This is a genomic window from Alteromonas sp. H02 (genome assembly GCF_059682525.1).
In genome coordinates this window covers 393,081-417,224 of the sequence record NZ_CM185021.1, presented here as the reverse complement: position 1 = coordinate 417,224, position 24,144 = coordinate 393,081, and the positions used below count along the sequence as shown (strand labels likewise).

The following is a 24,144-nucleotide window of genomic DNA, read 5'->3' as shown; positions in this document are numbered from 1 at the left end:
TTTATCGCTATACCAGCTTAAAAATAAAACAACATGAAATCAGTGTATTACTCTATGTTTATGTCATTTCGTAATAAATATAGTCCCCAGCCCCTTGCTCACAAACCCAGAATTGGGTTTAATAGACCAATTGGACTGATTAATTATTAATCGCTATACGCAACAAGGAGGGGCATCAGTGCTATTTAAAAGCTGCATTAAACTGTTATTTTGCCTCGGTCTTTCCCTGCCAGCGTCGGCGTTACAACCGGATCACGACGAACTCCTTTTACAATACCAGCAAAGCTTCGGTTATCAGAGTCCGCCCCTGTTTTACACACCTCAGCCACAGCTCAGTGCCCGGTTTGACGAAAGTCACCTCGGTGTGTTTTTTTCTTTCTTCTCTGTGGCACTCATTGTGCTGGCCATTCGCGGTCAGCAACGTCAGGATTACAGCCAGTTTCGGGATCCCCGCAAACACCACAGGCTTGCATTACCTAACCACCAGTTTCAGGTACAAAAAAGCCCGGCTAGTTAGCCAGGCTTTTTAATGCTTGGATGGTTAAGGGCGCAGGGCGCGCTCACCACGGGCCAGGCCACACACACCAGTGCGCGATGACTCGATAATTTCGGTGCACTGCGCCATGGTTGTCGCAAAGGCATCCAGTTTATCTGTGGTACCGGTTACTTCCATGGTGTAGTTGTTTAACGATACATCAAGGATATTGGCGCGGAAAATATCGGCGTTGCGCTTCACCTCGGCTCGAATAGCTTCGTTACGGGTTGCAACTTTAATCAGCATCATTTCCCGTTCAATGTGCGCATTTTCTGATAAATCGATCACCTTGAGCACATCCACCAGCTTATTCACCTGCTTGGTAATTTGCTCAATCACCTTGTCATCGCCGTGGGTAATGATGGTCAGGCGAGACAGGCTCGGATCTTCGGTTGGTGCCACACATAAAGAATCTACGTTGTAACCGCGCTGAGAAAACACCCCAACAATTCTCGACAGTGCACCTGGCGCGTTTTCCATTAATACTGAAATAATTCTTTTCATCAGGTTCTCTCCGTCTTACTTAAACGCATGTCATCCATTGCGCCGTATTTAATTTGCATGGGGTATACGTGCTCGTTCTGATCAACTGCAATATCCATAAATACCAGACGATCGGTAATGCTAAAGCATTTCTCCATGGCGGCGTCCAATTCCGACAGCGAATCAACTTTAATACCCACGTGGCCATACGCTTCGGCCAATTTGACGAAGTCGGGCATGGAATCCATATAAGAATGGGAATGACGCCCTTTGTAAATCATATCCTGCCACTGACGAACCATACCCAGTGCACGGTTATTCAGAGAAATAATTTTAATCGGCAGGTTGTATTGCAAACAGGTAGATAGTTCCTGAATGTTCATCTGGATACTACCGTCACCGGTCACTACCACCGAAGTGGCATCCGGATGGGCAAATTGCACGCCCATCGCAGCAGGCAAACCAAAGCCCATAGTGCCCAGACCACCGGAGTTGATCCAGCGACGCGGCTTATCATAGGGGTAATACAGTGCAGCAAACATCTGGTGCTGACCTACATCAGAGCTGACGTAGGCTTCACCATTGGTGTGTTTGTACAGTGACTCAATAACCTTTTGCGGTTTGATTACCGACTCACCCTGTTCGAAGCTCAGGCACTTACGGCTGCGCCACTGAGTGATTTGCTCCCACCAGTCAGCCAGTTTAGCTTTCTGCTCTGGCAATTCTTCAGGAGTTAACAGGTTTAAAATTTGTTCCAGCACAGTTTCTACTGAGCCAACCACCGGGATATGGGCATTCACCGTTTTGGAAATCGATGCCGGATCAATATCCACATGAATGATATCTGCATGCGGACAGAATTTTTCGACATTATTGGTAACACGGTCATCAAAACGGGCACCCAGCGCTAAGATGCAGTCTGAGTTGTGCATGGTTTTGTTAGCTTCGAGCGTGCCGTGCATGCCCAGCATGCCGACGAACTGTTCGTGAGTGCCTGGGAATGCACCAAGCCCCATCAGCGTGCAAGTTACCGGCGCTTGTAATAACTCAGCCAGTTGGGTAACTAAGCCAGACGCTTCCGCTGTAATGGCACCGCCACCTACGTAAAGTACCGGACGCTCTGCTTTTTTAAGTGAAGCAACGGCTTTTTTCACCTGCTTCATGTGGCCGCGTACGGTTGGATTATAAGAACGCATGGTGACATCCGAAGGGAACACATAAGGGTGTTCTTCCATAACGTTCACAATATCTTTTGGTAAATCAACCACTACCGGGCCCGGACGGCCGGTATTAGCAATGTAGTAAGCTTTCGCGATGGCATCAGGAATATCCTCAGCCCGCTTTACCAGGAAGCTGTGTTTTACGATTGGGCGTGAACAACCCACCATATCCGTTTCCTGAAAGGCGTCTTCACCGATGTGCATCGATGGCACCTGACCAGACAGAATAACCATGGGGATCGAGTCCATATACGCTGTGGCAATACCCGTTAAGGTATTGGTGGCGCCTGGGCCTGAAGTGACGAGGACGGTACCGGTTTTACCTGTCGAACGCGCGTAACCATCTGCCATATGAGCAGCTGCCTGTTCATGACGCACGAGGACATGTTTGACATCATCCTGAGCAAATAATGCATCATAAATGTCAAGAACGGCACCACCCGGGTAACCGAATACATGTGTAACTCCTACATCTTTTAGCGCTTCCACCACCATGGCGGCGCCCGACATCATCTTCACGGTGTTATCTCCTGTTGGATCATTAATTCAAACTAATCATTTAAGTAATTCAATGAATTAGTTAAAGCAAGTTGCTTGGCTGACAATCACAGAAAGTCGATTGTAAATTGACCTTGGTTGTCGTGTACGCGGACTATATCGAAGGCACCGGGAAGATCAAACAACTTTCTTAATAAAAGTGAGATATATATCCCAAATAGTGAATATAGTAGGATATACATCCTATTTTCAACTATCAAAACCACTAAAAACGAAATTTTTATATTTACATGATTTTAACAGAAGTAATTATCAAAACAGCTCTGCAGCGCTTAGTAATTAACCCCTTGCAAATTTATTACGGCGAAAAAATCAATTTAATTTACCGCATCAAATTAGGATGAATATTTCGTTTAATCTTTTCAGCTTTTTTAGCTCTTCCTTTGGCAATAGCTTATTAACAGCTTTATGGGCCACTGCTGCGATGGGCAACAGCTGCCTCTACACATTCCCGTACCCGGCAAAGCACTGTACCAGTGTAATGGATTTCTGCACACAAAACGAACAGAGCATCCGCCCATATTAAGTGTACGAAGGTGTCCGCGCCGGACACTTAAAGTGTCCGGCATTGATAAAACGGACACCTGAAAACAATAAAGTCAATACAAAACATAAGGTTAAAATATGGCACGCATCTGGTATCTGTGCTGGTAACTGTTCGAGGAGGAACATCCTATGTTACTAATTCATTTTCTTGCCGTACCCGCAATGATACTGATTACCGCAGCATGCATTACCCTGTTGGAATCAATGAACCTTGGTGGCCTGAAATGATCAAGGACACCAGCGCCCAGGATTCTGTGGTGATGCCCCAACGACGTAACAGCATTAAACGATTATTTTTTATCGCAGTAGCACTGATTGCCATTGCTCTGTCTGCTCACGCCATTCTTAACACAGAGTCGGCAGCGAAATCTGTGGATCGGGCCAGCGTGCAAATTGCTACGGTAGAACGCGGTGATTTAGTTCGTGATATTGCTGCTACCGGCCGAATTGTGGCCGCCAATGCGCCTCAGGTGTACAGCCCAGAAGAAGGGCTCGTAACACTCCTGGTAAGGGCAGGAGATTCGGTAAGCAAAGGTCAGCAAATAGCCCGGGTAGACAGCCCGCAGCTGCAAAACCAGTTACAGCAGGAACGCTCTGAACTGGCACGACTTGAAGGTGAGCTGGCGCGCAAATCCCTGGATGCCCGCCGCCAGACGCTGCAGTTAAATAAGCAACTGGACTTAGCCAAAGTAGAACTCAAAGCTGCGGAGCGCGAAAGCCGCCGCGCCAACAAGTCGATTAAAACCAATATAATCAGTCAGATTGACTATGAAAAGGCGGAAGATGAGCTGGCCCGCGCCAGACTCACCGTAACCCATGCTGAACAGGAAGTCGCCCTGGCCAAAGACACACTGGCCTTTGAAGTACAGGCTGCCGAGAACACCCTTGCCAGACAGCAGCTGGTTGTTGATGAGCTGCAACGTAAAGTTGGTAACCTGACCATAGCGGCCAGCGTAGAAGGTGTGGTGGGCAATCTGTTTGTTACCGGACGCTCTCTGGTAACCGCCAATCAACCGCTGATGACGCTGGTGGACCTCACCGCTTATGAAGCAGAAATAAACGTCGCAGAGAGCTTTGCTAATGAGCTGGGTCTGGGAATGGATGTTGAGCTGAAAATTGGTCGTCAGACCGTGATGGGTAAACTGTCTGCCATTTCACCGGAAGTCGCCGAGCGGGAAGTGACCACCCGGGTGCGCTTTGATCAAAGTAGCCTCAACCAAATTCGTCAGAACCAGCAGGTTATGGCCCGGGTATTGTTGGAAAACCGTAACGATGTGCTCAAGGTTCGTCGCGGCAGCTTCCTCCAATCCGGCGGCTATGTAGCCTACAAACTTAACGGCGACGTAGCGAGCCGAATCGACATTGAAACAGGCGCAACCAGCATGCGTGAAGTAGAGATCCTGACCGGCGCCATGCCGGGCGATCAAATCATTGTGTCCAGCTATCAGGGCTTTGAACAAGCCGAGTCCATTTTATTACGTTAAGCCTTGCGGCTAACCAGCGTATTTAACTGAAAGGAATACCCCATGTTAATAATGAAGAATGTGAGCAAAGTTTATCAAACCGAAATGGTGCAGACCCACGCCTTAAGAGATTTTGACCTGGAGGTTAAAGAAGGCGAATTCATTGCAGTTACCGGACCTTCTGGCTCCGGTAAAACCACGTTTTTAAACATTGCCGGCATGCTCGAGCCGTATACCAGTGGCGAGTATATGCTGGACGACGTAAATGTGGGAGGATTATCCGACAATCAGCGCGCAGATCTACGCAACCAAAAAATTGGCTTTATCTTTCAGGGCTTTAATCTTATACCCGACCTGAACTTGTACGAGAATGTGGAAGTACCACTGCGCTACCGCGGTATCAAGGCAGCAGAGCGTAAAAAAAGAATCGAGTCATGCCTTGAACAGGTTGGGCTCGGCAGTCGCGCAAAACACCTGCCACAGCAACTTTCTGGTGGCCAGCAGCAACGTGTGGCCATCGCCAGAGCGCTGGCCGGTGAGCCCCGTTTCTTACTGGCCGATGAGCCAACCGGTAACCTCGACAGCCTGATGGCCCGCCAGGTCATGGAACTGCTGGAACAAATTAACCGCGATGGAGCCACCATTGTGATGGTTACGCACGACCCTGAACTGGCCCGCCGGGCGCCCCGCAATATTCAGATTGTTGACGGCCAGGTGGCCGACTTAACCCTGTATCAGGGCGTTACCGGCCAGACGGATCGTCAGGTGGTAGGAGGCTGATATGTTCCTGCACTATATAGATTTAGGCTGGCGCAGCCTGCGCCGTACCCCGCTGGTAAGCTTTTTGATGGTGCTGGCTATTGCGCTCGGCATTGGCATTACCATGACCAGTTTGTCGGTTTATCACATGATGTCGATGGATCCTATTGAGCACAAAAGCAGCCGTTTATTTCATCCTCAATTACAAACCATGGATGACGGCGAAGATACCTGGTCTGAGGATAACCTGCCGTATCAGTTAACCTATCAGGATGCCAAAAACCTGGCTGAAGCCCCTTTTCCGCAGTATAAAGCAGCGATGCTGCGCACCGGCTTTACGGTGCACCTGGACAACTCTGAAATTCGCCCGTTTATTCAGAATACCCGGGTCACTCACAGTGACTTCTTTACACTGTTTGATTTGTCGTTCATTTACGGCTCCGCCTGGACGCAGGAACAGGCTGATGCAGCCAGTCCGGTCGCGGTGATCAGTGAAGAACTTAACCAAAAGCTGTTTGGCGGCGAGAATTCCGTGGGCAGGCAAATCTATCTCGACGATACCAGCTTTCGGATCGTCGGTGTCATTGCCCCCTGGGAAACGCATATGAAGTTTTATGATGTGAATAACGGCGCCTTTAACAGTCAGGAAAGCATTTATATTCCTTTTAGCCTGATTGCAGCCATGGACATTAATACCTGGGGGAACAGCAACGGCTGGAAGTTCCAGAATATCCGTTCTATGAAGGATAAACGCCAGTCTGAAATCTTCTGGCTGCAGTTCTGGGTGCAGCTTGAGGATGAGGCTGCAGTAAGTCAGTACGGCGATTACCTGATGAGCTACATGGCGGAACAGCAAAAGTTTGGCCGTTTTAACCGCGAACAGCTCGAATACGGACTGCGCGATGTGAATGCCTGGCTCGATTACCGTAATGTGGTGTCTGAAGACAATGAGGTACTGGTGGCATTGAGCTTTATGTTTCTGGCGGTGTGTCTGGCCAATATTCTGGGCCTGTTACTGGCCAAGTTTATGCGCCGGGCGCCGGAAGTGGGTGTGCGCCGGGCATTGGGGGCCAGCAAGCGTCAGGTCTTTTTGCAACACATTATTGAAGTATCCATGTTAGGCCTGATAGGCGGCCTGATGGGGATCGGTATCGCTCAATTGGGCTTATGGGGCGTACGCCTTACTCAGGAGTACTACTCACCGCTTGCCACCATGGACCTGACCATGCTGCTGTCGGCACCGGTGATAGCCATCTCTGCCTGTGTGATTGCAGGCCTTTATCCGGCCTGGCTGGTTTGCCGCACCACACCTGCCACTTACCTTAAAACCCAATAGGAGCTGCACGATGTTAGAAATTAAACCCATTATCAACGCACTACGCCGCTCTAAAGTGGGAGCGATTCTACTGCTGATTCAAATCGCCATTACCACAGCAATTGTTAGTAATGCGGCCTTTATCATTCAGGATCGGATGACGTACCTGCAGCAGGAAACCGGTTATCCGGAGCAGGATATCTTCTCTATAACCGTAATGACCTACGGCAAGGATCGGGATTTGTCTCAGCAGTTTGAGGAAGACGAAGCCATACTGCGTAACCTGCCTGGCGTGGTGGATGCTGCGCTCAGTAATGCAGTGCCGCTCAGCGGCTCCGGCAGCGCCTCAGGTATGGGTCTGAAACCAGCGCCAGAGCCGGGCCGTAACGTTCGAGCCGGTTACCTGTTTGCCGACGATCACATGCTCAACACCCTGGGTGTTAAGCTTAAGGAAGGCCGAAATTTTGCCCCTGACGAAGTTATCGTGACTCAGGATCCGGGCAAAGTGCCTAACGTAGCCATTGTCTCTTCGACCTTTGTTCAGGAAGCTTACCCTGATGGCGACGGCCTGGGTAAACTCATGTATATGGGTGACAAGCCATTCAAAATTATCGGTATCGTCGACAAGATGAAAGGCCCGTGGCTGAAAGACGATAGGCCCGATAACGTAGTGATTTTCCCCTACATTAAAGCCGAAACCTATCAGCATATTATTGTGCGTACCGAACCTGGTCAGCGTGCTGCCGTGATGCAGACGGTGGAAGATAAATTACTAGCGGCCTACGACAAACGGGTATTTACCAATGTCATCACGCTGGACGAAAATAAGCGCCAGTACAACGCCTCGGATACGTTGATGCTGCGGATGCTGATGGTACTTATAGTTGTACTGGTGGCAATTACCGCACTGGGCATATTTGGTCTTACGCTGTTTAATATCAGTAAGCGAACCCGTCAGATTGGTACGCGCCGTGCGCTGGGTGCCCGCAAATCAGATATTATTCGCTACTTCCTGGTTGAAAATACCCTGATATGTAGCGGCGGGCTGATTATTGGCTGCACTGCCGCAGTGTTAATGGGGCAGCAGTTATTACAACGCTTCTCACTGCCGGCACTGGAATTTCAATATGTTGCAGGTACAGCAATAATGGTACTGGTGATGACGCTGGTAGCGGTAATATTTCCGGCCCGGCGCGCAGCCCAAATCTCGCCGAGCGTTGCGACCCGCAGTATTTAGCGGTAAGGTCTCAATGTGTCGGCACATAACCCATAACAGGCTGATTAAGCACTGAAAATGATGGATAAAATTCTACTAGTTGATGATAACCCGGCAGTGCTTGACGCATTGTCGCTGTTACTGGAAATTCATGGTTACACCGTGGTGACGGCGACTAATCCGATGGCAGCGCGGCAAATTGTGAATTATCAGGCCATTTCGCTGGTTATACAGGATATGAATTTCAGTGCCGACACTACCTCCGGCGAGGAAGGCAAGCAGTTATTTAACGACTTGCGCGAACTCAACCCTCATTTACCGGTGATCCTGATCACCGCCTGGACCGAGCTTGAGCAAGCTGTGGAACTGGTGAAAGCCGGCGCGGCAGATTATATTGCCAAGCCCTGGGACGATCAAAAGCTAGTGAATACCGTGGCCAACCTGATTGAGCTGGGCAAAACCCGCTCCCAGAGCGCCCAGCTGGCAAAGCAACAAAGTGCTTTTCTGGATGCAAGGGAAGCTGCCGCCCGGGTTGGGTTGGTGTATCAGAGCGCAGCGATGCAGCGCCTCACTGACATGGCGATTCAGGTTGCTAAATCCGACATCAGCGTACTGATTACCGGGCCTAATGGCAGCGGCAAGGAGAAAATTGCCCAGCTCATACAGGCTTGCTCTCCTCTAAAAGACAAACCTTTTATCAGTATCAATGCCGGCGCATTACCACCGGATTTAATGGAAGCCGAATTGTTTGGTGCCGAACCCGGTGCCTACACGGGTGCACAAAAAGTGCGGATCGGCCGCTTTGAAGCCGCTGATGGGGGCACCTTATTTCTCGATGAAATAGGTAACCTCTCGCCCGCCGGCCAGATGAAATTACTGCGAGTACTGCAAACCGGTGAATTTGAACGACTGGGATCGGTGCAAACCCGGCGGGTGAATGTACGGGTAGTCTCTGCAACTAACGCCGATCTCACTACAGATATCCGGCAAGGCCGATTCCGTGAGGATTTATATTACCGGCTCAATGCCATTGAGCTGAGGCTACCGCCACTGAGTGAACGCCCGGATGACGTAATGCCGTTAATTCAGCACTTCCTGCCCGGTCGCGAGATTGGCCTTGATGTGCAAAAGGCCCTGGCCGACTATCCCTGGCCCGGTAATGTCCGCGAACTCGAAAATGCCTGCAAGCGCGTGGCGGTGCTTAAACCGGATGGAGAAATTAGTCTGGCTGATTTTGCCCTGACCGGCTCAACCACGGTAACCAATACAACACCTAACACCGCAGAGCCGTCCCGCCAGGCACTGGAATTTGCAATCGAAAAACACGAGGGGGTGATTGCCCGGGTTGCTAAAGAATTTGGTATGAGCAGGCAATCGCTGTATCGCCGGCTCAAAAAGTTCGGGATTGAATATTGAGAAGTCCATTACCACCCTTTTTTATGGTTTATGCGGTCACCGTATTTACCGTTGTCATCGCCTTTATACCTTTGATGTGGCTGCTCGACTGGGACGTCAGCTATAAACTAGCGTTATTTACTGCCACTCTCATTGTTTGCCTGCTGATATTGAAAAAGGGGCTCACCAGACTTTCCACCTCACTGGAATCGTTAAAAGTAGGCCTGCTTAATTTTAAAGACGGCGAATTCTCAAATCAGCTTGTTTATCGCGATAAGGATCCGCTGGGCGATTTATGCTTATTGTATAACGAGTCGGCAGAAAAGCTGCGGCAGGAAAAGCGTTGGTTACATCAGCGCGAGCTGATGCTCGATAAGGTGTTACAGAACTCCCCTGAAATACTGCTGTTACTCAACGACCACCAGCAGGTAGTGTTCAGTAACTATGCGGCCAGAGACTTCTTTGATGCCAGCGACCGGCTGGAAGGCTTCCCGTTATCAGCCTTGCTAAACAACGTCTCAGCGCCGGCGGCCACCGCTCTCAGGGAAGCCAGAGAAGGGCTATTTACCTTGCCATGCTCAACCGGCGAGAACGAAACCTGGCATTTATCCATAGGCCGTTTTGTATTGAACAATCAGCATCACATACTGTTTATTCTTAAACAAATGACCCGTGAACTGAGTCGACAGGAAGTGGCCGTCTGGAAAAAGGTGATCCGCATTATCAGCCACGAACTGAATAACTCCATCGGACCGGTGTCTTCCATGCTGCACAGTGGGCGCTTGTTGAGTGAGAACCTTAATGAGCCCCGGCTTACCCGGGTCTTTTCGACCATCGCCGAACGGGTGGAGCATTTAAGTGACTTTGTGCAGGGATACGGTAAATTTGCCAAACTGCCCGAGCCTAAACCAGAAAGGATAAACCGGGTCGCCTTTATCTCTAAGTTGCAACAGCAATGGCCGTTTCATTATCAGGAAAAAGGTGAAGGCGAACTCTATGCCGATATCATTCAGCTGGAGCAACTGCTAATCAACCTGCTGAAAAACGCCCATGAATCAGACTCCCATGGCGAAGATATAACGCTGAGTATTAACCTCAATAAACAACGTACCGTTATTGAAGTGAGCGACCTTGGCCAGGGCATGTCTGATACCGTGCTGTCGCAGGCGCTGATCCCATTTTATTCCACAAAAAGCTCGGGAAGCGGACTGGGGCTGGCCTTATGCAGGGAGATTGCGGAAGCCCACCATGGCCAGATTGCCTTGCAAAACCGCGAGGAGCGAGGGCTGACTGTGCGTGTTACCTTCCCGTCACTAACCACCAGTTAAACTTTAACAATCTAAAGAGACTATTTTAAAGCAAACACCTGCTCAACTAGCACGTTGAAATAAGCTGCTATTTCCAATAGCGATAGCCATATCGGCTTGGCCGCTTACAGCGCTTGCCAGTAACAAGGGATTCAGTCGAACGCAGACGCATCCGCCTGTGTTGACTTACTTTTTATGCTTTGGCACCCAGGCCCATAGCATTTCACACACCACAGGTTCGATATTGTTGGCATCGGTGACGATGACCTTAACCAACACCTCGCCTTTTTCCTGTTGTTGCATCATCTTAATCTGTTCGTCACTGAGCGAGGCTACTGCGGTCATATCGCCTGTTGCCCGCTTTACGTATTGCAGATTCATCGATTTAATCAGCGGCAACTTATCTCCCGGCAGATTTAAGCCAACAATAAAGCCCGTGGCCGATTCTGCCAGCAAAGCCATTGCCGCGGCATGCACACTGCCAATGTGATTCTGCACTTTTTTATAGTTTAGTTGCCTGAAAGTGACTGTAGAAAAGTCGGTAGACACAATCTCCACCCGCGCAGTGCCCGCCAGCTTAACTTTATAACGGAACATCCATGTTAGCAGGCGGCTGCTCAGCCAGGCAGGGTAATGATTTACTTTTTCGGCATAGCGCCTTAAGGGATTACTCGACATAAAAACGGCTCAACTGGTTAGACCAGAAGAGCCTACGTTTTCTTAGCGCACAAATCAAGAGCAAGCCACGCATAAAAACGGCCGAGGATCTTACAATGGTCGGCCGTAATTAGTATCAATAGCTTATAGCCGCCAGGCGCAAAATGCGACTGGCAACTTTGTTGAGCAAGGAGGCGTATTAATTGGCTAACGTGTAGTTAACGCCGAAGAATAACGTACGCCCACGCGGACCTACTGGCCATGCTTCTTGTGTGGCAAAAGGTATTTCATCAGTCAGGTTATTAATACCACCGAACACAGCAAGACCATCGTCAAGCTGATAGCTCACGTTTACGTCATGAATAACGGTGCTCCCGAAGAAACCGCTTCCTGCGCCAAAGAGTTGCTCGTAGTCGTTAATTCCAAGCGCTTCTTCCATTTCACGATAAGCCTGGCGGCTTTGATAAGTGGTTTGGAAGGCCATACTCAGATCGCCACGGCTCCAGCTTAGCTCAATGTTGCCGGCTGTTTTCGGAGTACGAATTTCTTCAATACCAATATCAACGTCTGCGGGATCCGTAGGGTTGAAGTATTCATTCAGCTTATTCTGACGAGTACCCACAACGCTGATCCCAAAGTCGTTTGCATCGACGCTAAAGGTATAGTTAACCGACACGTCATAACCTTCGGCTTCAACCGCAGCAAAGTTAATCTGCCCAGTGGTCAGGCTGTTAAGGCCACCATCGCCACGACGGGTAAACTGATCACAGAATCCCAGGCCAGGATAGTTTGCTGAGTCGTAACAACCATTGAGAATATCAGACGAGCCCACAGCCGAGATAGCATCTTCGATTTCCACGCTCCAGTAATCCACCGACAGAGTTAAGCCTTCGATGAATGTGGGGCGGTAAACCGTACCAATGGTGACGGTTTCTGCGGTCTCAACATCCAGATCAGGGTTACCGCCTGACGTACCAGAGAATCGTGCGGTTAATGGGTTAACCCATATGTAGTTACCGTCACCATCAACAATGTCATCCAGTGGCACACCGGCAGCCTGTAGTCCGGCTACACAGTTATCTACACGTGATGAGGTACCTGCGCCAATATTAGCCGGGTCGCAAGGATCAAGGTTTAGGTTAACGGTAATTGGCAACTGTGGATCAAACAGTTCAGAAATGTTTGGCGCTCTCACCGCTTCCGAGTAAGTACCGCGAATATTCAGCTCTTCAACCGGGCTGTAAGACAAGCCTACTTTCCAGGTAGTCGCCTGACCCAGAGTGGAGTAGTCCGCTACGCGAACCGCACCATCGACGGTAAATTCGTAGGCGAATTCTCTGTCCATAAAGATTGGCAAACGAACTTCCAGGAAGGCATCCATCACGTCGTATTCACCAGCTGTATTGAACTGTTGCACATTATCAATACCGGTCAGGAAGTAAAGCCAGGGCGACACTTCATTCACCTGCTGACCTGCCGTGTAAGACGTACCCTCTGGCAAAATACCGCGAGCCAGTGGGTCCAGACGGTTATCGCTGGACTCTTCACGGTACTCAATACCTGCAGCATAGCCCAATGGACCATCCAGTACGCTTTCGAATACTTCAAACTGACCCACACCGGTTAGGTTAATGACAGTTTGTTCAATGGTCAGCTTATCTTCCATTCTGGCAGTAATAAAGTCCTGGGCGGCCTGACTGGCGGCGAAGGTACCAAAAGGATTGAGCGGCGCACACTGACCATCGCCAGGGGTAAAGGTATAGTAACGGTCACTGTAGTAGTTGCCGTTTGCGTAATTATTGCCTGCCACGAAGTAATCGATTTCGTAGGCGGCATTCGGGTCTAAATCTGAACGACACACCACATTACCATCGGCATCAGTGGTTGCATCCATCGCAGCAAATACCCGGTCTGTCATTTGCTCAGAGTATTCTGTGGTATTGGTAAAACGACCGTAGTTGACGGAAAACTCCAGTGAGTGATCATAGGCATAATCCCAGGTAAAACCACCAACAAAGCGCTGAGTTTCCCGGGTGTAAGTGGTTTCGTCATCATCCCAGCCAATGGCATCCTGGGTAATTAACAAACCACCAGTCTGGTCGACTACCGCCGATAGTTCTGATGGAATAAACGGGTTATCCGGCAGAATAAACAGCGTATCGTAGTAGGAGTCATACTCTGCGTAAAAATTCGTTTCAGCTTTTACATATTTAGCTTCGAAAAACGCATTCAATTCATCGGTTATCTGATAATTACCATTGAGGTTAACGATGGTTTTATCCGTATTTGGCATCAGGGTGTCGTTGTCAAAATTAAATTTGGCGCCGTCACCACCACTACTTAATAACCCATCGTAAATTGGGCCATCACTGTTAACGCTAACGGTGCCATCGGGATTAGTAATCCAGCACCCGGCAAGATAACCTACACGACCACCCTGAGATTCCTGACAGTCAGGCACGCCATTATTGTTGATATCGACATAGGTTACATCACGGCCACCAAAGGTAGGCGCGATGGAACCTTCATTTGATGTTAGCCAGTATCTAACATCACTGGCAAGCTGCAGCTGTGTATCACCATTAGGGTTAGCTACGATAGAGGAAAGTCCATTGTTTCTGGACCAGTCACGGTCGCCATGTAGCAGCTCTTCTTCGGTTTCATAGGACAGGGTCAATACAATGTTACCCTTGTCATCATCAAAGTTTTTACCGAAGGCTGCGTCTAATGCATAGGAGTCGCCGCCAGATTCTTGTGGCAGTGCCCCGGTGGCATTTATTTGTACGCCTTCAAAATCGTCTTTCAGAATAAAGTTAACTACACCCGTTACCGCATCGGCACCATATACTGCCGAGGCACCACCAGTGGTAACTTCTACCCGTTCAACCAGAGCACGTGGAATTGTACCAATATCAACAGCAGACGTGCCTCGGAAACCTGCCACGTGACGACGACCATTGACCAGTGTTAACGTTCTTTCGCCGCCCAGACCGCGAAGGTTCAATGCGTTTGCACCAGTATCTGAGTTTTCGGCTGTTTGTGATGAAATCAATGCCGGAATATCGTTAACCACATCAGCCAGGTTAAGTTCACCGGACATTGCGATATCTTTACTGTCCAGTGACTGAACAGGCACAGAAGACAGTACATTAGGATCAGTTGGGATCCGGGAGCCGGTGATGTTAATCACCTCAACGGCTTTAAGATCTTCTTCCGTTTCCTGTGCAGAAGTATGGTTCGAATACCCAGCGCTTAATGCTGCCGCTATACATAACGAAATTGCTGAACGTTTATTATTGTGTTGATGTGTGCTTTTACCCATAGTGGTTCCTCAACGACCTATTTTAATTATGCTTTTAGAATCACAAACGAGTAGCGCAGCATACTTTGTACCATATTATCGAAAACACCGGAGGAGATTGATATCGGTGAAATTTTGAGGAAATTACCCGTTAGCTATGGAACAAGATCAAGCGGAATGCACCAATAAAACAGGAGTTCTGCACCAAAACAATGCAACAGCACGCCAAAATAAGCACTTCATGCTATATTTTGTTAGTTTAATCGAAATAATGACTGCATTGATCAAGAATGTCTGGTCTTAAGCTGCTTTTTAGTGCATTGAGGCCCTGATCAAACTTTTGCCATGTCCCAATACCATTTCGGTTGACGGGCAATCTCACCTGCTCACTACTGGCAGTATGAACCGCTCTGTCGGCAGAGTGAAAGTTGAGACAAGCCGACTCATACTCTAAGCCGATATGCCGAAAGATACGCCTAAGTTCCTGTTCAGGTGAAGCCACCAGTTCTTCGTACTGCACGTTAAGCACCCGGCCAGGCAATACAGACTGCCAGTGTGCCATAAGATCGACGTACTCATTGTAGGCAGCACCGATATGCGCCAGCCGATAGCTGAAATCCACACCCGACTGAAAATACTGCTTATACAGACTCCAGCCACAATCGAGTGGATTACGTCGCATATCGATAATAACAGCGTGAGGTAAGAGCTTGTGGATCAGACCTGTATAGCGAAAATTAAAGGGCTGTTTATCGAGATAAAAAGGACAGTGCTGCTGACGAAATAATTGCCCCTCCTCAATATAGGCACTGCCAAACGAGGTCAGTTCAGTTGCTGACAACTGCTCCAGTGAATCATTCAGGCTAGCGTTATAATGTTGCCTGACATAGCGCTGCATGCGACGCTCGATGGCGGGCAGGGTTGGTTGCTCCAGCGTTCCCTCTATCTGGCTGTGGCTGGCTAACATCTGTTCCAGAAGCGTAGACCCCGACCGCGGTAATCCAACAATGAATACAGGGGTGAGCTGGTTAGCACTGTATTCGGCCTGTACTGATAGCGCCGTTGGAGTGTAGGCCTGACGCAATGCTGAAAACTCTCGGGTCATGGCTTCCGGGTGATATTGAGGGGGAGCTTTGCAAGTGTTCGCCTGGTTATAAAGCGACAGGGTATGCGCAAAGTCGTTGCCTTGTTCGCTTATTTTCGCGGCAGTAAAAAGGGCCTGACACCGAACAAAATCCGGCAAATCAGATTTTATGAGACTGGCCAGTTGTTGTTTCTCACCGTGTGTGAAAGTGTAATTTTTGAAATCGGCCAGTGCCCACCAAGCCTCGCTATTCTGTGGATTAGATTTCAAGCTTGCTCTTAAACTGGCAATACTTTCCTGCCGGCGCCCCAGAATTCGTAACGCCTGCCCACGAATCTGCTCCACCTGACTCTGCCTTGCCTGATTATCAGAGGTATAACTAAGGGCTTGCTCACACTGCTGAAGCAATTCGGTGTACTGGCCATATTTCAACAATAAACAAAGCAAAGCCCAGTGTGCCTCGAAACCAGGGTCCAGCATGGTTAAAACCTGACAGGCATTAATTGCCAATATATACCGTCCCGCGCTGACATAACTGTCTGACAGCAATTTACGCAAGGAGGCATTCGCCGGCAACTGCGTAACCGCCGACGCCAGGATATCGATACTTTGTTCCGGCTGTTGTTCAGCTAACGCAATACTCGCCAACGTAAAACACGCCCTGGGATGAGATGGGTAATCTTCAAGCATTTTTCTGGCGAGTTGCTGAGCATCCTTGCGCTGCCCTTTTTGCATACAAAGCTGAATACCATGAAATTGCTGCTGCAGTGGGTCGACCCGCTCAGCGTGGTGAGCAACCTGTACTGCTTCACTCACATAACCGGCTTCAAACAGGCCTCTGCTGAACAACAGCCATCCCTCATAGCAATCAGGGTATTGACGCACCAGTGTGTATAGCAGTTTGACGGCTTCGGCAGGCTCACCAGCAGCAATGTGGCCTTTAGCCTGAGATAGTAGCCGCTGTAGTGTAGCTTGCTGCATGGAGGCATATCCTGACATATTGCGCTGTGACGATAATGGCGAAAAAGACTATCAGCTAACTTTTTACGGCGCAAGAAAGGCATACCAGTGATAGCGCTGAACCCAGAGCGTGAATTCTCAGGTAGCACTTACAAAACGAATGTGAAACGAATTAAACAGACAATCGCTGAGCGACATTGACGCCGTCGCTAACCCCTTGGGGCTGCTGAAAACTATTATTTTTGATTTTAAAACTTCTCTGAATGAGAAATTGGAGCGGGAAACGAGATTCGAACTCGCGACCCCAACCTTGGCAAGGTTGTGCTCTACCAACTGAGCTATTCCCGCTTAAGAGTGGCACTTCGTTTGAAGTGGTGCGCATTTTACAAAATTATTTTGCCAGTGCAACACCTATTTTCATTTTTTTGCGTTTTTTTGTCTGAATGCTTAAATACTAAACACTTTCTCACGATAGAACTGCATTTCGGCGATAGATTCACGAATATCATCCAGAGCCTGATGAGTGCCCTGCTTGGTAAATCCATCAAGCGCTTCCGGTTTCCAGCGACGAACCAACTCTTTAATGGTACTGACATCCACATTACGATAATGGAAATACGCTTCCAGCTCAGGCATGTATTTCACCATGAAGCGTCGATCCTGACCTATAGTGTTGCCACACAAAGGCGATTTGCCGGCATCGACGTATTGGGCTAAAAAGGCAATGGTTTGCTTCGCCGCGACATCTTCATCAAACTCACTGTCACGACAACGCTGAGTAAGGCCACTCTCGCCGTGTACCCGGGTACACCACTCGTCCATGTCATCAAGAATTGCATCGCTCTGGTGCACGGCAATCACCGGCCCTTCGGCAATAACGTTTAGCTGGGGGTCCGTCACAATAGTGGCAATTTCCAGTACTTTACAGGTTTCAGGGTCCAGACCGGTCATTTCCATATCGATCCACACCAGGTTGTCATTGTTTTTTGCCATTAACCTTGCCTATTTTCTCTCAAGAGGTGACACATAAAGTGCACAAAAGGTATCATGCACAGCCTAAAACGCAAACTTCGAGAACGGCGTGGCTAAGAAACCCAAATTATCCCATCGACAAAAGCGACAGGTCGCGGCAAACCGCCAGAAACGCCTGTCTCGCAAACAGCAATCATCACCTGATTTATCCTCTTTGCTGGCTGGCCGGGTAATTGGTCGTTTTGGTAAACAAGCCAATGTTCAGGACACCGAAGGCAACGTGGTTCGTTGCCATATTCGTCGCACCATCGAGTCGGTAGTGTGCGGCGATGAGGTGCTGTTTGCCCGTTCTGAAGTCCCCGACGAAAATATAGGCGGGGTTATTGAAATTGTACAGGATCGGCGCACCGTGCTGACCCGCCCGGATTTTTATGATGGCGTTAAACCCATTGCTGCTAATATCGACCAGATTATCGTGGTGTCATCAGTAAAGCCGGAATTATCGCTGAACATTATCGACCGCTATCTGGTGGCCTGTGAAGACACCGACATCAAGCCCTTACTGGTGCTTAATAAAGTCGAGCTGTTAAGTGACGAAGAACGTGAAACCGTGAGTGCCTCGCTGGCCATCTACCAGGAGCTTGGCTACGAGTTATTGCTTACCAGTTGTAAAAGTGGCGAAGGCATTGCTGAGCTGCATGAACGCTTACGCGATAAAACCAGCGTGTTTGTGGGTCAGTCCGGGGTGGGTAAATCGAGTATCATCAATCAGGTACTGCCCGATGCCGACGAATTAGTGGGTGAAATTTCCGAAAACTCAGGTTTAGGCACACACACCACGACCGCCGCAAAATTATTACCTATTCCTTCTGGCGGGGAGCTGATTGACTCGCCCGGAGTGCGTGAATTTGCCTTATGGCACCTGCCTCAGGAACGCATTACCTGGGGCTTTATAGAATTCAGAGATTACCTGGGCGGCTGTAAGTTTCGCGACTGTAAACACCTCAACGATCCGGGCTGTATCATTCGTCAGGCCGTGGAAGAGGGTAAAATAAATCAGCAGCGCTATGATAACTACCATCGGATCATCGCCGCCATGGCCGAGCAGCGCCCGGCATATGCGAACCGTCTTATATCAAACCCTGATGAACCATAACCTTATGTTGGTATGTTTCCCCGCAAAATCGGCTACAATAGGCACCATTAGGCGCAAATAGCCCTCAGGCTGTGCCAGACAACATGTAATTAGGAGCATTCACTTTGTTGAATTGGTTTAAAGTCAACCTGCAGTATGTACTGCCTAAACACCTTATCTCCCGGTTAGTGGGTAAGCTGGCCGCCGCCGAAGCAGGCGCCCTGACTACCTGGCTAATCAAGCTGTTTATTAAACAGTTTAAGGTCAATATGGACGAGGCAATGTACTCGCAGCCAGAGGACTACCGTACTTTTAATGCTTTCTTTACCCGCCCGTTAAAGCCCGGTGTACGTCCTATTGAGGAGAATGACGACGTGCTGTGTCACTCTGTAGACGGCACCGTCAGCCAGTTTGGTGATATTGTTGGCGAAGATCTTATTCAGGCAAAAGGCCACAAGTTTACCTTATCGGCTTTACTGGGTGGCAACCCGGATCTGGCACAGCCATTTAAAGGTGGTAAGTTTGCCACCATCTATCTGTCGCCCAAGGACTACCACCGTATCCATATGCCCATTGAGGGCAAGCTTACCGACATGGTGTATGTGCCCGGCGATCTGTTTTCCGTGAATCCGCTAACTGCCGAAAATGTACCGGGTTTGTTTGCCCGCAACGAGCGGGTAGTCACCATTTATGATACACCTGTAGGCAAAATGGCCATTGTACTGGTGGGTGCAACCATTGTTGCCAGTATCGATACTGTGTGGGCCGGCACCGTTACCCCGCCAGCCGGTAAACATGTTACTCACTGGCGTTACGAAGGCGACGAAGGCGTTGAGTTGGCCAAAGGCGAAGAGCTTGGTCAGTTTAAGCTGGGCTCAACAATTGTAGTGTGTTTTGAGCCGGATAAGGTCGACTTTGCCGACCTGGCGCTTGAGCAGGTTACCCGGTTAGGCCAGCCTTTTGCGACCAAAACAGTCCCTGCCGCTGATTAATGGATCCCGTTAAAAAGAGTCTTGTTACCCTTCATCTTGCGGTAGTGCTTTTAGGCGGTACCGGGCTCTTTTCCAAGATCATCCCGCTCAACGCCATCGACATCACGTTGGGGCGAAGTTTGTTTGCCTGTCTGGCCTTGTGCTTATTTGTCAGGGCTGGCAGAGAGCATCTGCGTCTTGAACGCCGCCTCGATTATTTTATTGCCATTGGGCTGGGCGTGCTGATGGCAGCTCACTGGGCGACTTATTTTGCTTCCATGCAGTACGCGGGTGTCTCGGTGGGGATGATTGCCATGTTCACTTTTCCGGTGATTACCGTATTACTCGAGCCACTGTTTGAGAAAACCCGGCTGGCCTGGCAGGACATGCTGAGTGCTCTGGTAGTTGTTATTGGCATAGTATTAATTGTGCCTGAGGTTTCGCTGGATAACGACGTAACACTCGGGGTTGGGCTGGGTGTCATATCGGCGGTCCTGTACGCAGTACGTAACCTGTCCTTAAGAAAGTACTTTTCTCACTACAGTGGTGCCCGTTCTATGGCCTGGCAAACGCTGATTATCGTATTATGTCTGCTACCGTTCAGTGACTTAGCAAACACGCAACAGGATACCAGCGTATGGTTATTGCTGCTGGCGCTGGGTACCGCATTTACCGCGCTGCCTCATGCATTGGTGGCCAATAGTCTGGCTCACCTGCGCGCTAAAACTTTCTCCTTAATCGCCTGTATGCAGCCTTTTTATGGGGTGATTTTTGCCATTATCCTACTTAATGAGTCGCCGGGCTGGCAAACTCTGTTAGGCGGAATTTTAGTGACCTCGGCGTCAATATATGAAACAGTAAACACCCATAAATCAGCATCTGCCACCAATGAGTAATCGTTATGTGGATCTTAGGTCATCGCGGCGCCAGCGCAGCAGCACCTGAAAATACGCTGGCCGCGTTTTCACTGGCCATGACACAACAAGCAACGGGCATCGAACTCGATGTTTATCAGGTCGAAGATGAAATTGTTATTATTCACGACCGCTGGTTAAACCGCACCACCAACGGCAAGGGTATGGTAACCAGCCATCCGCTTTCATATCTACGTAGCCTGGATGCCGGTAATGGTGAGGTGATCCCCTATCTGGCAGAGGTGTTCGAAATTCTGCCCGCAGAGGCCGTGCTCAATGTGGAAATTAAACACCTGAGTAATGTGGATAGCTGGCTGGAAAAAATTCATCAGGGCCTGACTCAGAGCGGTTTCCCGGCTGAAAATCTGATTATCTCTTCATTTAATCACCGTTGGATCCGCCAGATCAAAGCCGCCTGGCCGCAGGTAAACATTGGTGCGCTTACTGCTACCTACCCCGAAAATGGTCTGGGTTTCGCCCACGATCTGGATGCTTTTTCGCTACATATGGCCTTGGATGTAGTGGATGAATTTTATGTGAGAGAAGCCCGCCAGGCAGGTTTAAAAGTACTGGTGTATACCGTGGATTATCCGGAAGATATGCTGATGCTGAAAGCCTGGGGCGTGGATGGGATTTTTACCAACGTGCCGGACTTAGCCCGACAGGTGCTTAGCCCCGGGGAAGAACCTTAGCGGTGATTACTGGCCAGATGCTGAGAAACCACTTTACCTTTACAACAACGGCATTTACGGCATAAGCGTAAATTAAGCCAGTGGCCCAGAATAATCAGGCCGGCACCAAAGGCAATGGTAAAGGGCTCGCCGGACTCACCAAACATGTCTTTAAACCAGTAAATCACTCCTCCACTTAGCAATAGCAGCAGCGGATAGTATTTACCATGGTACCGCACGGCACCGCTGATAAGGGCGACGCTACCGATAAGAATAGACAAGCTTAAAATGGTCCGTTCAAACCAGGTTTGGCCAAACATACTGGAAGCCAGCAATGGCAGCAGCGGGATCGCCAGACAATGCAAAGCACACAGGCTCGAGATCCAGATCCCAAGCCGGTCTAAAAATGTTGGATTGTCGATGGGTGATTGCATAACTACCTTACCTTCAGCTGATGTTATAATATAACATCCCTGAGTTTTTTCAAGATCCCATCAACGATCTTCATGCAAATAGCGGCAAAAAACGACGAATGACATGGGTTATTAGCTTAAAACCTTTCCGGCGGGGATTGCTTAGTTAGGCGCAGCAGCACTTGCCTGAGCGCTGTTGGCGTACTCGCGTTGTGGCACAACTGGTTTATCAAAATAGTCGTGCATCGATTTCAGCGCGTAGTGTTGTGCCGGAAGATCAGCCAGTTTGTTCTGCAGAAACTCGATAGTACCCGGGTGGGGATGAGCAATAATAATCACTTTTGAGTGCTTACGGGTTAGCGCCATCGCCCGCTGCCACTGTTCATTCATAAAGGCTTCGGTTTGTTCATGATCCAAAAAAACGTGACGTCTGGCATTGGGGATCTGCTTTTCACGGGCCACCTGCTGTGCCACAGTGAAGCGGGTAGTGCGACTATCAACAAAAAACAACCCGGTATGTTTAATCACGTTCATCAGCGGTTGTAGTGCCTGGCCCGAGGCAGTGAGCACACTGCCCATGTGATTGTTAACGCCAATAGCATAAGGTACTGAGGCAAGAGCAGCCTCGAAGGTCGCGGTAATCTCGTTGGCATACATCGAAGAGGTGATGGCCCCGGGTCCCAGCGGTTTGTCGGATTGCGCTTCCATTGGCAGATGCAGCATTACATCACGGGACTGGGCATGGGCCCGTTCGGCAAAGGCCTGGCCCTGCGGTGTATGAGGCAAAATGGAAAAAGTCACTGATTCAGGCAATGCAAATGCCCGTTCGTCGGTGGCACGATAGCCCATATCATCAATAATGATATAAAGTTCTGCAGGTGCCTGGGGTGACTGATGCGCGGTTGTAAGGCTGGCAGCCGTGGTTGTCTGGCTAACCAGCATCCCCCACACAATAACGCAATAAATACCGAGCTGTTTCAAGAGCGCACTTAACCCTGATTATTTGTAATTGTTATGGCGGCTAGCATACCAGCCGGGTTCACAATTACCAATATCAACCACCTTATCGGTATCCATACCGGTCTGGCTGAGGCGATACGAAAAGGCTAAATATCCAGCCACTGTAACGGGTTAAGTGCTTTGCCCTTATGGCGTATCTCAAAATATAAATTCGGTGACGACTGACCGCCACTCTGACCCAGTAATGCCACGGTCTCGCCTTTAGCCACCGCATCACCGGCCGAGCGAAGCAGTGCCTGATTGTGTCCGTAAACCGACATATAACCATCACCATGTTCGATAATAGTCACCAGACCGAAGCCTCTCAGCCAGTCAGAATAGATTACGCGGCCATGAGCGATGGCTTTTACCGCACTGCCTTCACGGCCATCTATCATGATCCCTTTCCACCGCACCTGGCCCTGACGACGCTTACCAAATAAACGCCGAAGTGTACCGCTGGCAGGTTTTAGTAACTTTCCTTTATCGCCGGATAAGCCGGTTAACTCCTGCGACACCTGGCTGGCCCGCTGAGCACGTTCGATGGCTTCTACCAATGCTTGCTCGGCTTCCCTTAATTGCGCAATCCGGCCTTCTTCGCTGGCAATTTTACTACGCAGCTTTACCAATGTTTGCTGGCGATCCTGTTGACGAGCAACCAGTTCATTTTGCTGACGCTCCTGATCGCTCAGCAACGCGCTTAATTCCTGAGCCTTGACTTGCAACTGGGTATTAACCTGCTCCAGCTCAGTGACGCTCGCCTTAAACTGAGTGATTTCTTTCTGTCGGGCTTCATTAAGGTATTTGTAGTAAGTCAGTACCCGTTCAAAGCGTGCTGCATCCTCCTGGTAAAACACCATTTTGGCATAGTCATAGTTACCCGAGATAAAAGCGGTTCTTAACTGACCACCAAGCAGTTCCTGCTGCTGAGCAATGGCTTGCTCAAGCTCATCACGCCGGCTTTTAAGGCCTTCCTGCTGGTCGCGGTTTTCGGCCAACGCGGTTTTGGTGTTATTGAGTCGCCGGGCCACTGCACCGATATCTTTTTCTGATTGTTCCAGTACTGATTGCAGTTCCCTGGCATCGGCTTTACTACCCTGTAATGCCTGTTGCCGGGCTTTTAATTCTTGCTGTAGCTCCGCCAGCTCCTGTTCGGCGTCATCACTTTGTGCTAAGGCAAAACCAGCAGGCGATAGCCCATACAACAATGCCACCAGCACAAGGCTGGTGGCACAGTTCTTCAGCAACGCGACTACGGGCTGCATATCTC

At 49.4% G+C, this 24,144-nt stretch carries 20 protein-coding genes and 1 tRNA gene; 11 read left to right on the top strand and 10 right to left on the bottom strand.

Annotated features, from left to right (window positions below; genetic code table 11):
* Positions 1–178: 178 nt before the first annotated feature.
* Positions 179–517, top strand: coding sequence for a hypothetical protein (locus AC566Q_RS01900; protein ID WP_499613045.1), 339 nt, complete (start codon positions 179–181; stop codon positions 515–517).
* 24 nt (positions 518–541) lie between these two features.
* Here the strand turns inward: AC566Q_RS01900 and ilvN are convergent, their stop codons facing one another.
* Positions 542–1,039: an acetolactate synthase small subunit gene (ilvN, locus tag AC566Q_RS01895; RefSeq protein WP_105936177.1), complete on the bottom strand. Its 498-nt coding sequence runs from the start codon at positions 1,037–1,039 to the stop codon at positions 542–544.
* The gene (locus AC566Q_RS01890) at positions 1,039–2,757 is read right to left on the bottom strand and encodes an acetolactate synthase 3 large subunit (protein WP_499613042.1); all 1,719 of its coding nucleotides are present in this window, start codon (positions 2,755–2,757) and stop codon (positions 1,039–1,041) included. The genes ilvN and AC566Q_RS01890 overlap by 1 nt, the downstream gene beginning before the upstream one ends.
* 809 nt (positions 2,758–3,566) lie before the next feature.
* On the opposite strand from AC566Q_RS01890, the gene AC566Q_RS01885 reads away from it, so the two are divergent.
* From AC566Q_RS01885 to AC566Q_RS01860, 6 genes are read left to right on the top strand one after another with little or no spacing between them, the layout of a single operon-like run.
* Complete coding sequence (locus AC566Q_RS01885; RefSeq protein WP_499613039.1) at positions 3,567–4,826, top strand: efflux RND transporter periplasmic adaptor subunit; 1,260 nt, start codon at positions 3,567–3,569, stop codon at positions 4,824–4,826.
* Positions 4,827–4,868: 42 nt separating this feature from the next.
* Entirely contained in the window at positions 4,869–5,585 is a 717-nt protein-coding gene (locus tag AC566Q_RS01880; protein WP_105936180.1) for an ABC transporter ATP-binding protein, read from the top strand.
* 1 nt (position 5,586) lies between these two features.
* Positions 5,587–6,900, top strand: coding sequence for an ABC transporter permease (locus AC566Q_RS01875; RefSeq protein WP_105936181.1), 1,314 nt, complete (start codon positions 5,587–5,589; stop codon positions 6,898–6,900).
* Between the two features lie 10 nt (positions 6,901–6,910).
* The gene (locus AC566Q_RS01870) at positions 6,911–8,116 is read left to right on the top strand and encodes an ABC transporter permease (RefSeq protein WP_499613035.1); all 1,206 of its coding nucleotides are present in this window, start codon (positions 6,911–6,913) and stop codon (positions 8,114–8,116) included.
* Positions 8,117–8,176: 60 nt separating this feature from the next.
* Entirely contained in the window at positions 8,177–9,511 is a 1,335-nt protein-coding gene (locus tag AC566Q_RS01865) for a sigma-54-dependent transcriptional regulator (RefSeq protein ID WP_499617329.1), read from the top strand.
* Complete coding sequence (locus AC566Q_RS01860) at positions 9,508–10,818, top strand: sensor histidine kinase (protein ID WP_499613031.1); 1,311 nt, start codon at positions 9,508–9,510, stop codon at positions 10,816–10,818. The genes AC566Q_RS01865 and AC566Q_RS01860 overlap by 4 nt, the downstream gene beginning before the upstream one ends.
* Before the next feature lie 165 nt (positions 10,819–10,983).
* Here the strand turns inward: AC566Q_RS01860 and AC566Q_RS01855 are convergent, their stop codons facing one another.
* The 5 genes from AC566Q_RS01855 to orn all read right to left on the bottom strand — a co-directional run bounded on the left by AC566Q_RS01855 (position 10,984) and on the right by orn (position 17,792).
* Positions 10,984–11,475, bottom strand: a complete 492-nt coding sequence (locus AC566Q_RS01855; protein ID WP_499613028.1) for a DUF4442 domain-containing protein — start codon at positions 11,473–11,475, stop codon at positions 10,984–10,986.
* A gap of 178 nt (positions 11,476–11,653) precedes the next feature.
* Entirely contained in the window at positions 11,654–14,776 is a 3,123-nt protein-coding gene (locus AC566Q_RS01850) for a TonB-dependent receptor domain-containing protein (RefSeq protein ID WP_499613025.1), read from the bottom strand.
* A gap of 238 nt (positions 14,777–15,014) precedes the next feature.
* Complete coding sequence (locus tag AC566Q_RS01845) at positions 15,015–16,820, bottom strand: tetratricopeptide repeat-containing sulfotransferase family protein (protein ID WP_170308547.1); 1,806 nt, start codon at positions 16,818–16,820, stop codon at positions 15,015–15,017.
* 251 nt (positions 16,821–17,071) lie between these two features.
* Positions 17,072–17,147: transfer RNA gene (locus tag AC566Q_RS01840), tRNA-Gly, on the bottom strand.
* Between the two features lie 99 nt (positions 17,148–17,246).
* Complete coding sequence (orn, locus tag AC566Q_RS01835) at positions 17,247–17,792, bottom strand: oligoribonuclease (RefSeq protein WP_499613022.1); 546 nt, start codon at positions 17,790–17,792, stop codon at positions 17,247–17,249.
* A gap of 88 nt (positions 17,793–17,880) precedes the next feature.
* Between orn and rsgA the strand changes: the two genes are divergently transcribed.
* The 4 genes from rsgA to AC566Q_RS01815 all read left to right on the top strand — a co-directional run bounded on the left by rsgA (position 17,881) and on the right by AC566Q_RS01815 (position 21,483).
* Positions 17,881–18,927, top strand: a complete 1,047-nt coding sequence (gene rsgA / locus AC566Q_RS01830) for a small ribosomal subunit biogenesis GTPase RsgA (RefSeq protein WP_499613019.1) — start codon at positions 17,881–17,883, stop codon at positions 18,925–18,927.
* 104 nt (positions 18,928–19,031) lie between these two features.
* Positions 19,032–19,898: an archaetidylserine decarboxylase gene (gene asd, locus AC566Q_RS01825; RefSeq protein WP_499613017.1), complete on the top strand. Its 867-nt coding sequence runs from the start codon at positions 19,032–19,034 to the stop codon at positions 19,896–19,898.
* The gene (locus AC566Q_RS01820; protein WP_499613014.1) at positions 19,898–20,773 is read left to right on the top strand and encodes a DMT family transporter; all 876 of its coding nucleotides are present in this window, start codon (positions 19,898–19,900) and stop codon (positions 20,771–20,773) included. Before asd ends, AC566Q_RS01820 begins: the two co-directional genes overlap by 1 nt.
* A 5-nt stretch (positions 20,774–20,778) precedes the next feature.
* Positions 20,779–21,483 (top strand): glycerophosphodiester phosphodiesterase, encoded by a 705-nt coding sequence (locus AC566Q_RS01815; protein WP_499613011.1) that lies wholly within the window; start codon positions 20,779–20,781, stop codon positions 21,481–21,483.
* Here AC566Q_RS01815 and AC566Q_RS01810 read toward each other — a convergent pair.
* From AC566Q_RS01810 to AC566Q_RS01800, 3 genes are all read right to left on the bottom strand, one after another.
* Positions 21,480–21,896: a MerC domain-containing protein gene (locus AC566Q_RS01810; protein WP_123327288.1), complete on the bottom strand. Its 417-nt coding sequence runs from the start codon at positions 21,894–21,896 to the stop codon at positions 21,480–21,482. The genes AC566Q_RS01815 and AC566Q_RS01810 overlap by 4 nt on opposite strands.
* A gap of 141 nt (positions 21,897–22,037) precedes the next feature.
* Positions 22,038–22,856, bottom strand: coding sequence for a divergent polysaccharide deacetylase family protein (locus tag AC566Q_RS01805; protein WP_499613008.1), 819 nt, complete (start codon positions 22,854–22,856; stop codon positions 22,038–22,040).
* Positions 22,857–22,981: 125 nt separating this feature from the next.
* Positions 22,982–24,139: a murein hydrolase activator EnvC family protein gene (locus tag AC566Q_RS01800; protein ID WP_499613005.1), complete on the bottom strand. Its 1,158-nt coding sequence runs from the start codon at positions 24,137–24,139 to the stop codon at positions 22,982–22,984.
* Positions 24,140–24,144 lie beyond the last annotated feature (5 nt).

Excerpts from the sequence above, each read along its gene's own strand:
- ilvN (WP_105936177.1), bottom strand. The coding sequence starts at position 1,039 with ATGAAAAGAATTATTTCAGTATTAATGGAAAACGCGCCAGGTGCACTG.
- AC566Q_RS01885 (WP_499613039.1), top strand. The coding sequence starts at position 3,567 with ATGATCAAGGACACCAGCGCCCAGGATTCTGTGGTGATGCCCCAACGA.
- AC566Q_RS01880 (WP_105936180.1), top strand. The coding sequence starts at position 4,869 with ATGTTAATAATGAAGAATGTGAGCAAAGTTTATCAAACCGAAATGGTG.
- AC566Q_RS01875 (WP_105936181.1), top strand. The coding sequence starts at position 5,587 with ATGTTCCTGCACTATATAGATTTAGGCTGGCGCAGCCTGCGCCGTACC.
- AC566Q_RS01870 (WP_499613035.1), top strand. The coding sequence starts at position 6,911 with ATGTTAGAAATTAAACCCATTATCAACGCACTACGCCGCTCTAAAGTG.
- AC566Q_RS01865 (WP_499617329.1), top strand. The coding sequence starts at position 8,177 with ATGGATAAAATTCTACTAGTTGATGATAACCCGGCAGTGCTTGACGCA.
- AC566Q_RS01855 (WP_499613028.1), bottom strand. The coding sequence starts at position 11,475 with ATGTCGAGTAATCCCTTAAGGCGCTATGCCGAAAAAGTAAATCATTAC.
- AC566Q_RS01850 (WP_499613025.1), bottom strand. The coding sequence starts at position 14,776 with ATGGGTAAAAGCACACATCAACACAATAATAAACGTTCAGCAATTTCG.
- AC566Q_RS01845 (WP_170308547.1), bottom strand. The coding sequence starts at position 16,820 with ATGCAGCAAGCTACACTACAGCGGCTACTATCTCAGGCTAAAGGCCAC.
- orn (WP_499613022.1), bottom strand. The coding sequence starts at position 17,792 with ATGGCAAAAAACAATGACAACCTGGTGTGGATCGATATGGAAATGACC.
- AC566Q_RS01820 (WP_499613014.1), top strand. The coding sequence starts at position 19,898 with ATGGATCCCGTTAAAAAGAGTCTTGTTACCCTTCATCTTGCGGTAGTG.
- AC566Q_RS01815 (WP_499613011.1), top strand. The coding sequence starts at position 20,779 with ATGTGGATCTTAGGTCATCGCGGCGCCAGCGCAGCAGCACCTGAAAAT.
- AC566Q_RS01810 (WP_123327288.1), bottom strand. The coding sequence starts at position 21,896 with ATGCAATCACCCATCGACAATCCAACATTTTTAGACCGGCTTGGGATC.
- AC566Q_RS01800 (WP_499613005.1), bottom strand. The coding sequence starts at position 24,139 with ATGCAGCCCGTAGTCGCGTTGCTGAAGAACTGTGCCACCAGCCTTGTG.